We start from the raw sequence: 10,325 nt of genomic DNA, 5'->3' as shown, positions 1-10,325 counted from the left end.
TGCTCTTCGACGAGCCGACGAGCGCGCTCGACTCGGAACTCGTGGGTGAGGTGCTCCTCGTGCTGAAGGAGCTCGCCGACGAGGGCTGGACGATCGTCATCGTGACCCACGAGCTCGCGTTCGCGCGGCAGGTGGCCGACGAGGTGCTGTTCTTCGACGGCGGTGTGATCCTCGAGCGCGGCGCGCCGAAGGACCTCTTCACCAACCCGCAGCACGACCGCACCCGGCGCTTCATCGACCGCATTCTGCGCCCGTTCGACGAGTAGCGGGCGCGGTGCCCGGCCTCACGCCGTCGGCAGCACCTCGAAGGCGCGCGAGCCGGAGGGCGAGGCATCCGTCACCGTCGCCGACTCGACCCGCGACCCGGGCGGCCCCTCCGCCATCCAGGCGAGCACCTCGTCGACCTGTCCCGGGGTGCCCTCCACCTCGGCCTCGACGGTGCCGTCGCGACGATTGCGCACCCAGCCGGTCGCCCCGGCCTCGTCGGCGACCAGGCGCAGTGTGTAGCGGTAGCCGACGCCCTGCACTCCGCCGCGCACGACGACATGGACCCGTCTCATCGTCCCATCGTGCCGTGCGCGGGGTGCCGCTCGCGAGAGGACGGTGACAGGATGCCTGCATGGGAACCGTCGACGACCTGCTGGCCGAGCTCGACCCCGCCGACCGCCAGCCCATCGCCCATGTCTATGCGCTGGCCCGCCAAGAGGTGCCGGATGCCGAGCAGGGACTCGGCTACGGCATGCCGGCGCTCGTCTACCGCGGCAAGCCGCTCATCTCGGTCATGCGCGCCAAGAAGCACATCGGCGTCTACCCGTTCAGCCCGGACGCCGTCAGCGCCGTGGCCGACGCGCTCGCCGATCACCCCGGCATCGGGCTCGACAAGGGGACGATCCGCTTCCAGCCGGAGCACCCGCTGCCCGACGACACGGTGCGGGCCCTCGTGCACGCCCGTCGCGCGCAGATCGACGCGTGAGGTTCAGTGGGGGAGGACGAGGCTGATGCCGAGTCCGATCATCACGACGGCGATCACGGCGTCGAGGATGCGCCAGGCCCGCGGCGTCGAGAGCCAGCGACCGAGGTAGCGCGCGCCGAAGGCGAGACCGAAGAACCAGATGACGCTCGCGGTCATCGCGCCGAGCGCGAAGAGCCAGCGGAAGTCGGCGTGCGTGCTCGCGACGGTGCCGAGCAGGAAGACGGTGTCGAGGTACACGTGGGGGTTGAGCCACGTGAGGGCGAGGCAGGTCAGCACCACGGGCAGCAGGCGCGTGCGCACGGCGGCGGACGTTCCGGCGGGCGCCGCGGTGCTTCCGGTCGACGCGCGGGGAGACGCCGGGGTCGCGGCATCCGTCACCGCGAGCGTCTGGTCGGACGGGCGCCACGCACGCCGCGCGGCGAGCAGCCCGTACACGACGAGGAACGCGGCGCCCGCCCACCGCACGACGTCGACGAGCCACGGCACGGCGTGGAGGATCAGTCCGATTCCCGAGACCCCGAGCGCGATGAGCAGGGCATCGGATGCCGCGCAGATCGCGGCGACGACGAAGACGTGCTCGCGACGAAGGCCCTGCCGCAGCACGAAGAGGTTCTGCGCGCCGATGGCGATGATGAGCGAGAAGCCGAGGCCGAGGCCGGCGAGGACAGACGTGAGCACTCTTCGACGCTAGGCGCGAAGACAGCATCAGTCCAGCTCATCATTCTTCAGGTGCATTAGCCTGACTGATGATGAGGATTCCATTCGAGCTGGCCGAGACCGTCGCCGCGGTGGTCGACGAGGGGACGCTGGATGCCGCCGCCCGGCGTCTGCACATCACGCCCTCCGCCGTCAGCCAGCGGATCAAGGCGCTCGAGGAGCAGCTCGGGCGCGTCGTGCTCGTGCGGTCCAAGCCGGTGCAGGCTACGGACGCGGGCATGGCGGTGATCCGCCTTGCCCGGCAGGCCGCGCTCCTCGAGCACGACACGCTCGCCGAACTGGGGGCGGATCCCGACGCCGGGGCCCGCATCTCGGTGCCGCTCGCCGTGAACGCGGACTCGCTGGGCACGTGGTTCCTCGAGCCGCTCGCGCGGCTGTCGCTGCGGCATCCGGTCGTCTTCGAGCTGCACCGCGACGATCAGGACTTCACGGCAGGCCTTCTCGAGTCGGGCACGGTCATGGGCGCGGTCACGTCGCGGGCGACGCCGGTGGCCGGATGCCGCGTCAGCGGCCTGGGCGCGATGCGGTACGAGGCCGTGGCCACCCCCCGCTTCGTCGAGGATTGGCTGCAGGGCGACCGCTCTCAGGCGCTCGAGGCCGCACCTGTCGTGGACTTCGACCGGCGCGACGACCTCCAGAACGGGTGGCTCGCCGCGCAGGGCGCGGATCCTGCTCGCCCGCCCCGGCACTACGTGCCGGCGTCGAACGACTTCGCGACGGCCGTACGGCTCGGTCTCGGGTGGGCGCTGCTGCCGACCTTCCAGTCGCGGGAGCCGCTCGACCGCGGCGAGCTCGTGCTGCTCGGCGGCGATCCGGTGGACGTGCCGCTGCACTGGCAGCAGTGGAACCTGCGCTCACCCCTCCTCGACGCCATCGCCGACGAGGTCGTGTCCGAGGGGCGCCGCGTGCTCGCCCCGCTGCCCGTCTGACCCCTCGGCGGATGTCCGTGGGGGTCAGTCGGCGCTGACCCGGAGGACGAGCTTGCCGCGGGTGTGGCCGTCCTCCAGCAGGCGGTGCGCGGCGGCGGCCTCGCCGAGGTCGAAGACCCTGTCGACGTACACCTGCACCGCGCCCGAGTCGAGGAGGCGCCCGATGGTGGCGAGGGCGCCGCCGTCGGGGACGACCTTGTAGCTCGTGGCCCTCACGCCTGCGGCCTCCGCCGCATCGGCGTAGCCCGGCCACGACCCCGTGGGCACGACGACGTAGAGTCCGCCCGGGCGGAGCACCCGCAGCGACCGCGTCCCGGTGTCGCCTCCGACGTTGCCGACGAGGTCGATCACGACGTCGACCTGGGCGACGACCTCGTCGAACCGGGTCGTCGTGTAGTCCACGACCACCGCCGCGCCGAGCTCGCGCAGCCACGCGGCGTTGCGGCCCGACGAGGTCGCCGTGACATGCGCGCCGAAGTAGGCGGCGAACTGCACGGCGAAGTGGCCCACGCCGCCGCTGCCGGCGTGGATGAGGATGCGCTGCCCCTCGTGCGCGTGCGCCGTCTCGACGACGAGCCCCCACGCCGTCAGCGCGGCGAGCGGCACGCCGGCGGCCTCGACGTGCGAGAGCGACGAGGGCTTGCGCGCGACCGACAGCGTGGGTGCGACGGCGTACTCCGCATACGTGCCGCCGGTGCGGGGGAACGCGGCCATGCCGAACACCGGCGTCCCGGGCGGCAGCGGGTGCGCCTCGTACGGGCTCTTCACCACGATGCCGCTGAAGTCGAACCCGAGCGTCGAGGGATACGACGGGATCTGCGCCGAGACGCCGGCGCCGCCGCGCGTCTTCACGTCGATCGGATTGACCCCGGCGGCCACCACGCGCACGAGCAGTTCGCTGATCACCGGGGAGGGAACGGGGACGGATGCCGCGCGCAGCGCGTCCGGATTCCCGGGGGCGTCGAACACCACGGCCTTCATCGTCGCGGGCGGGTCGGCGACCGGCATCCGCTCGCCGTCGAAGGCGGGGGCTGATCGCAGCGGCCGGAATCTCATGGGACGCTCCTTCCGCGTGCACGTCGTCGTCCGCGGCTGTCCGCCGTGGTGAGGACAGTCAACCGCGTGATTGTCTCGTCGGTGTTACGCGGGTGCTACCGGGTGGAGAACCCTCCGGCCGCATGGGGGAGCGGCTACGAGAGTCCGGGTGACTCGCCGGCGGTCAGCGCGTGGAGCAGGCGCGACAGATTGCGGATGTCGTCGAGCGGCCACTCCTCGAGCGCGTCGACGAGGGTGCGCTCCTGCGGCGCGCGGGCCGCGGCGAGCCGGGCGAGACCCTCGGCGGTCGGTGAGAGGAGGCTCGAGCGGCCGTCGTCGGGGTCGGGCGTGCGCTCGACGAGACCGAGCTGCTCGAGCTCGCGCACCGTGCGGCTGATCTGGCCCTTGTCGGCCATCAGGCTCTCGGCGAGAGCAGACAGCGTCACCGACTCGCGCCGCACGATCGTCGTGAAGACCTTGTATGCGCCGGGGAGCATCCCGGGGCTCACGCGGTTCGCGTTCTCCGAGAGGATGCGGCGGAAGCGGTTGATCAGCTCGCCGAACTCGGCCTCGAGGGCGCGCACCGCCTCGGTGCGCGCCTCTCGGGTCTCGTCGGCGGTCATCGTGATCGACATTAGCGGCGCTCGGGTGTGCGGGCGTCCCGTGCCGAGCGCGGCGCCGGGGCCGCGGCATCCGTCCGCTCGTCGCCGGTCGCCTCGAGGACGGCCATGCCCTCGCTGACCGACACCGTGGCGAGGTCGGCTTCGATCGCCTCGACGCGCTCGCTCGTCGTCATGCGGGTGAGCGGCGTGTTCGGCAAAAAGACGATCGCGATGAGGCTGACCACGGCCAGGGGCACGGCGATGAGGAACGAGTGCGCGATCGCCTGGGCGTAGATGTCCTCCACGATCACGCGGATCGACTCCGGAAGCGCCGACACCTGGGGGATCGTCCCCGACGCGAGCTGCTCGCCGATGGCGGCTCCCTTCTCGCCCAGCTTCGCGAGCGCGGCGCCGATGTCGTCCTTGCGCACGGTGAAGAGGTCGGTGGCGGAGGTCGCGAGCGCGGCGCCCATCACGGACACGCCGATGGTGCCGCCGAGGCTCCGGAAGAACGTGACGCCCGAGCTCGCGACCCCGATCTCGCTGGGGTTCGCCGTGTTCTGCACGATGAGGACGAGGTTCTGCATCGTCATGCCGACACCCGCGCCGAGGAGGAACATGTAGACCGACACCAGCACGAAGTTCGTGTCGTAATGGATCGTCGACAGCAGGTACGACCCGGCGATGAGCAGGACGCCGCCGACGACGAGGTACGGCTTCCAGTGGCCGTGCCGGGTGACCAGCCCGCCGATGACGATGGATGCCAGCAGCAGGCCGCCGATCATCGGGATCGTCATGAGGCCGGCCTCGGTGGGCGTCGCGCCGCGCGCGAGCTGCATGTACTGGCTGAGGAACACCGAGGTGCCGAACATCGCGATGCCGATCGAGATCGACGCGATGACCGCGAGGGTGAAGGTGCGGTTGCGGAACATCGTCAGCGGGACGAGCGGCTCCTTCGAGCGCAGTTCGACGATGACGAAGACGACCGCGGCCAGCAGAGCGCCGCCCGCCATCAGGACCGTCTCGAGGCTCCACCAGTCGTAGTCCTCACCGGCGTTCGTGATCCAGATCAGCAGCAGCGAGACCGACGTCGACAGCAGCACGATGCCGAAGTAGTCGATGCGGGCCTTCGTCTTGGGACGGGCCGGCAGGTGAAGCGTGCGCTGCATCATGATGAGCGCGGCGACGGCGAACGGCAGCGCGATGAAGAAGTTCCAGCGCCAGTCGATCGTGTCGGTGATGAAGCCGCCGAGGAGCGGGCCGCCGACCGTGGCGACGGCCATGACGGCGCCGAAGAGGCCCATGTACCGGCCGCGCTCGCGCGGGCTGATGATGTCGGCCATGATCACCTGGCTGAGCGCCGCGAGACCGCCGGCGCCGATGCCCTGGACGGCGCGGAACGCGATGAGTGTGCCGGGGTCCTGCGAGAAGCCCGCGGCCGCGGTGGCGAGCACGAAGATCACGATGGCGATCTGGATGAGCAGTTTGCGGTTGAACAGGTCGGCGAGCTTGCCCCAGATCGGGGTCGAGATGGCGGTGGTGAGAAGCGTCGCGGTGACGACCCACGTGAAGGCGGCCTGGTCGCCGCCCAGGTCGTGGACGATGACGGGCAGCGACGTCGAGACGACGGTCGAGGCGAGCATCGAGACGAACATGCCGAGCAGCAGCCCGGTGAGCGCCTGCAGCACGCGCCGGTGGTGCCGCTTGTCGTCGGTGGAGACCGGATCGGTCGTGGTGGTGGGCGTGGCCATGAAGGTCCTTCGGAGGAGTGAGGGGAAGGCGGCGCGGCGACGATGGCGCGTGTGGTTGACGGAAGTCAACAGTTGATCGAAGTCAACTATAAACCCAATCGTTGATATGGGTCAACTATTCCTGCAGGGAGGAATCGCCCTTATCCGGAGCGCCGCGGATCAGTCGGCGAGGGCGAGCGCGCGGAAAGGCTGACGCGGAGCGGCAGGCTGAGGCATCCGCTCGACGGGTCGTGCCTTCGTGGTGCGGTGATACAGCTCGTCGATGAGGGCGGTCGCCAAGCGCACGAGCTCGGCGATCTCCTTCTCGTCGCGATCGACCCACGCGCAACGCGGCTCGTCGCCCACCGGCACGAACTCGTCGTGCTGCTCCCAGGCGACGAGCGTGCGCTCGGCGCCGAGCACGTGCTGCTGCCACCACACCTGCCGCAGATACGAACGCGGGATGCTGCGCCACTGCTTGTTGGTGGTCTTGATCTCGGCGAGCATCACGCGGCCGCCGGCGTCGACGGCGATGCCGTCCGGCGTCGCGAGGTGGCGCTTCTCGACCACCGCATGGAACAGCGCGGAGGAGGGCTGGATGCCGTGCGTCGCGGCGACCCAGGCGGCGATCTCGGGCTCTCGCGCCCGGCCGTGCGCCGTGTAGGCGTTGCCCGAGAAGCCCGAGCCCAGGAGCTTGGCGTCGGCCGCCCTCGTGATCGAGCGATCGGAGGTCAGGGCGGCGACGTCGGTCGCTGTGATCCCGCGGGACCGCGCACGCACCCACGCCACCCGGTCGCGGGAGTCCGCGACGATGCGGGCGGCGAGTTCGGGGGTCACCTCTCGAGGGTACGCCGCGCGATCGACATGCGCGGCCACGACCCGCGGGGTCAGACGTGGCGCTCGAGGAAGTCGTAGACCTCGTTGTCATCGACCCCGGGGAACGAGCCCCGGGGGAGTGGAGAGAACATCTGCATGTGCACGCGCGCGCTCGGCCAGGCCTTGCCCGCCCAGCGCTCGGCGACCGCCGCGGGCGGCCGGCGGCAGCACGACTCGTCGGGGCACGTCGAGGTCGCGCGCTTCTGCGTCTCGCGGCCGCGGAACCAGCGCGCGTCGTCGAACGGCACCCCCACAGTGATCGAGAACTCGCCCTCGCTCGTCGTGCCCGTCTGCGTCGAGCACCAGAAGGTGCCGGCCGGGGTGTCGGTGTACTGGTAATGCTCGGTGGTGCGGTTCTGCTCCGAGAACGCGGCCCTCGCGGAGAACCTGCGGCACGCGATCTGCCCGTCGACGGCGCCGGTGACGTCCATGGGGAGGGGAAGGTCGTCGTTCTCGTACACGCGCGTGATGGCACCCGATCCGTCGACGCGGAGGAAGTGGAGAGGGATCCCGAGGTGCCGCGTCGCCAGGTTCGTCAGGCGCAGCCCCGCCGCCTCGTGCGTCGTGCCGAACGCGTCGCGGAAGTCCTCGACCGCGAGGTTGCGGTCCTTCTTCGCCTGCTGCAGGAACGCCACCGACGCCGACTCCGGCATGAGGCAGCAGGCGGCGTAGTAGTTGATCTCGAGCCGCTGCTGGAGGAAATCGGCGTAGTCGGTCGGGCGCTTGTGCCCGAGGAGCCGGTGGGCCATGGCCTGGAGCGCCATCGAGCGCAGGCCGTGGCCGCCGGGGATCGACGCCGGAGGCAGGTAGATGCGACCGTGCTCGAGATCGGTCACCGACCGTGCGGAGTGCGGCAGATCGTTGACGTAGATCAGCTCGAACCCGAGCTTCTCGGCCATGATGCTCACCGTGCGGTGGGTGAGGGCGCCCGAGACGTGGCCCGCAGCCTTGAGCTGCTTCTCGGCGAGCTTCTCGATGTCGGGCAGGTAGTTGTCGAGCTCGCGCATGCGCAGGCGCAGCTCGGTGTTGGCGCGCCGCGCCTCCTCCGGCGTCGCGATGGCCTCGCGCTCACGGCGCTGCAGCTCGCGGTGCAGGCCGAGGAGCGACTCGAGGGTGTCGTCGGTCATGCCTTTGGTGACCTTGACGGGGGCCACGCCGAGCTGGCGGAACACCGAGCTCGCCTGCGCGCGCTCGAGCTCGATCTCGAGCGCGGCTCTGCGATTCGGCGGCTCCGACGACAGCAGGTCGCCCACCTCCACCCCGGTCGCGGTGGCGATCGCCTGGAGCAGCGAGAGCTTCGGCTCGCGCTTGCCGTTCTCGATGAGACTCAGCTGACTGCCCGCCACCCCGACCCGCTCGCCGAGCTCGTCGAGGGTGAACCCATGGGAGATGCGCTGGTGGCGGATGCGGTGGCCGAGGGTCGACAGCTCGAGCGACGTGGGAGGCATTCCTTGATGATAACGAAAGAATCGCAACTCTTGACGCCGTATTTCCTCGCAAGACAGGGGATCGGGGGGCGAAAGTAGAGGAAGACCACGGATCTGAACGTCGAATCGAAGGGGAGCGACACCATGGCTCTTGCCGACATCTTCACCCGTCCCGAAGGCACCGCCCCGGCGCGGCCGGCGGTGACGCGCGCGCACGGCGAGCTGCCCTCCATCCAGGGGGCGGGAATGGCCCAGCTCGTGGCATGGGTCGAGGAGATCGCCGCTCTGACGAAGCCGGCCCGCATCCACTGGGTCGACGGCACCCGCGCCGAGAACGACGCACTGCTGCGCGAGATGGTCGACGAGGGCAAGCTCATCAAGCTCAACCCCGAGTGGCGTCCCGGTTCGTACCTCGCCCGTTCGCATCCGAGCGACGTCGCCCGCACCGAGGGCCGCACCTACATCGCCTCCGAGCGCGAGGAGGACGCCGGGCCCACGAACAACTGGATCGCGCCCGACGAGATCCGCGCCACCATCACCCCGCTCTTCGACGGATCGATGGCCGGTCGCACCATGTACGTCGTGCCCTTCTCGATGGGCGCCGTGGGCGGTCCGCTGTCGCACATCGGCGTGCAGATCACCGACAGCGCGTACGCCGTCGCGTCGATCGGCATCATGACCCGCGTCGGCACCGAGGTGCTGCGCGAGATCGCCGGCGGAGCACCGTGGGTGAAGACGGTCCACTCCGTCGGCGCCCCCCTCCAGCCGGGCGAGCAGGACGTCGCGTGGCCGTGCAACGACGAGAAGTACATCGTCCACTTCCCCGAGACCCTCGAGGTCTGGTCCTTCGGCTCGGGCTACGGCGGCAACGCGATCCTCGCCAAGAAGTGCTTCGCGCTGCGCATCGCCTCGGTCATCGGGCGCAACGAGGGCTGGCTCGCCGAGCACATGCTGCTCATCCGCGTCGTCGACCCCGCCGGTCGCGCCTACCACCTCGCCGCGGCGTTCCCGTCGGCATGCGGCAAGACGAACCTCGCGATGCTGCGCCCAACGATCCCCGGCTGGCGGGTCGAGACCCTCGGCGACGACATCGCCTGGCTGCGACCCGGCGACGACGGCCGCCTGTGGGCGATCAACCCCGAGGCGGGCTTCTTCGGCGTCGCGCCGGGCACCGGCGAGTCGACCAACGTCACGGCGGTCGAGACCCTGTGGGGCAACACCATCTTCACCAACGTCGCGCTGCGTCCCGACGGCGACGTGTGGTGGGAGGGCCTCACCGACGAGCCGCCGGCGGAGCTCACCGACTGGGAGGGCAACCCCTGGACACCGGCATCCGGTCGTCCCGCCGCCCATCCCAACTCGCGCTTCACGGTCGCGGCCGCGCAGTGCCCGCAGATCGCGGCCGACTGGGACGCCCCGCAGGGAGTGCCGCTCGACGCGATCCTCTTCGGCGGTCGCCGCGCGACCAACGTTCCCCTCGTGGTCGAGGCCACCGACTGGACGCACGGCGTCTTCATGGGCTCGAACATCTCGTCCGAGCGCACCGCCGCAGCCGAGGGCACCGTCGGCGAGCTGCGCCGCGACCCGTTCGCCATGCTGCCGTTCTGCGGCTACAACATGGCCGACTACTTCGGGCACTGGCTCAAGGTCGGGCAGAAGCTGCGCTTCGACCGCGCGCCGCGCGTGTTCCAGGTGAACTGGTTCCGCAAGGGCGCCGACGGCCGGTTCCTGTGGCCCGGGTTCGGCGACAACGCCCGGGTGATCGACTGGATCATCCGCCGCCTCGACGGCGAGGTCGGCGCGGTCGACAGCCCGATCGGCCGCCTGCCCCGCACGCAGGACCTCGACGTCGACGGGATCGACGTGCCGCAGGCCGACCTCGACGAGCTGTTCGCCGTCGACACCCAGTCGTGGCTCCGCGAGGCCGACCTCACCGAGGAGTTCTACCGCACGTTCGAGGGCCGCGTGCCCGCGCCGCTGTGGGCCGAGCTCGCCGCGCTGCGGTACCGCCTGCAGCGCGCCTGAGCCGCTTCGGC

The 10,325-nt window shown here is 70.7% G+C and carries 10 protein-coding genes and 1 pseudogene; 4 read left to right on the top strand and 7 right to left on the bottom strand.

Annotated elements, in window-relative coordinates; all coding sequences use genetic code 11:
- Positions 1–266 (top strand): annotated as a pseudogene (gene glnQ / locus OB08_RS14430) (glutamine ABC transporter ATP-binding protein GlnQ); the annotation flags it as partial.
- Positions 267–284: 18 nt separating this feature from the next.
- On the opposite strand, the gene OB08_RS14425 reads toward glnQ, so the two are convergent.
- A complete protein-coding gene (locus OB08_RS14425) occupies positions 285–560 on the bottom strand; it encodes an acylphosphatase (protein WP_461475890.1) in 276 nt (91 codons plus the stop codon).
- A gap of 59 nt (positions 561–619) precedes the next feature.
- On the opposite strand from OB08_RS14425, the gene OB08_RS14420 reads away from it, so the two are divergent.
- On the top strand, positions 620–973 hold the full coding sequence (locus OB08_RS14420) for an iron chaperone (RefSeq protein WP_461475888.1): 354 nt from the start codon (positions 620–622) through the stop codon (positions 971–973).
- 3 nt (positions 974–976) lie between these two features.
- Here the strand turns inward: OB08_RS14420 and OB08_RS14415 are convergent, their stop codons facing one another.
- The gene (locus OB08_RS14415; protein WP_461475886.1) at positions 977–1,651 is read right to left on the bottom strand and encodes a LysE/ArgO family amino acid transporter; all 675 of its coding nucleotides are present in this window, start codon (positions 1,649–1,651) and stop codon (positions 977–979) included.
- A 68-nt stretch (positions 1,652–1,719) separates the two neighbouring features.
- Between OB08_RS14415 and OB08_RS14410 the strand changes: the two genes are divergently transcribed.
- Positions 1,720–2,619 carry a LysR family transcriptional regulator ArgP gene (locus tag OB08_RS14410; RefSeq protein WP_461475884.1) on the top strand — a complete coding sequence of 300 codons (900 nt, stop codon included), beginning with the start codon at positions 1,720–1,722 and terminating at the stop codon, positions 2,617–2,619.
- A gap of 24 nt (positions 2,620–2,643) precedes the next feature.
- Here OB08_RS14410 and OB08_RS14405 read toward each other — a convergent pair whose 3' ends face one another.
- The 5 genes from OB08_RS14405 to OB08_RS14385 form a co-directional block, all read right to left on the bottom strand.
- A complete protein-coding gene (locus OB08_RS14405; protein WP_461475882.1) occupies positions 2,644–3,675 on the bottom strand; it encodes an NADP-dependent oxidoreductase in 1,032 nt (343 codons plus the stop codon).
- 134 nt (positions 3,676–3,809) lie between these two features.
- Positions 3,810–4,277: a MarR family winged helix-turn-helix transcriptional regulator gene (locus tag OB08_RS14400; RefSeq protein WP_461475881.1), complete on the bottom strand. Its 468-nt coding sequence runs from the start codon at positions 4,275–4,277 to the stop codon at positions 3,810–3,812.
- A gap of 11 nt (positions 4,278–4,288) precedes the next feature.
- Complete coding sequence (locus OB08_RS14395; RefSeq protein WP_461475879.1) at positions 4,289–6,007, bottom strand: MDR family MFS transporter; 1,719 nt, start codon at positions 6,005–6,007, stop codon at positions 4,289–4,291.
- A 159-nt stretch (positions 6,008–6,166) separates the two neighbouring features.
- Positions 6,167–6,823 carry a YqaJ viral recombinase family protein gene (locus OB08_RS14390; RefSeq protein ID WP_461475877.1) on the bottom strand — a complete coding sequence of 219 codons (657 nt, stop codon included), beginning with the start codon at positions 6,821–6,823 and terminating at the stop codon, positions 6,167–6,169.
- Between the two features lie 50 nt (positions 6,824–6,873).
- Entirely contained in the window at positions 6,874–8,310 is a 1,437-nt protein-coding gene (locus tag OB08_RS14385) for a helix-turn-helix domain-containing protein (RefSeq protein ID WP_461475875.1), read from the bottom strand.
- Between the two features lie 123 nt (positions 8,311–8,433).
- Between OB08_RS14385 and OB08_RS14380 the strand changes: the two genes are divergently transcribed.
- Positions 8,434–10,314: a phosphoenolpyruvate carboxykinase (GTP) gene (locus OB08_RS14380; RefSeq protein ID WP_461475873.1), complete on the top strand. Its 1,881-nt coding sequence runs from the start codon at positions 8,434–8,436 to the stop codon at positions 10,312–10,314.
- The last annotated feature ends 11 nt before the right edge of the window (positions 10,315–10,325 follow it).

Source organism: Microbacterium sp. HJ5 (assembly GCF_054824025.1).
Note: the sequence above shows the minus strand (reverse complement) of the source record. Positions and strands in the feature narration are given on the sequence as shown.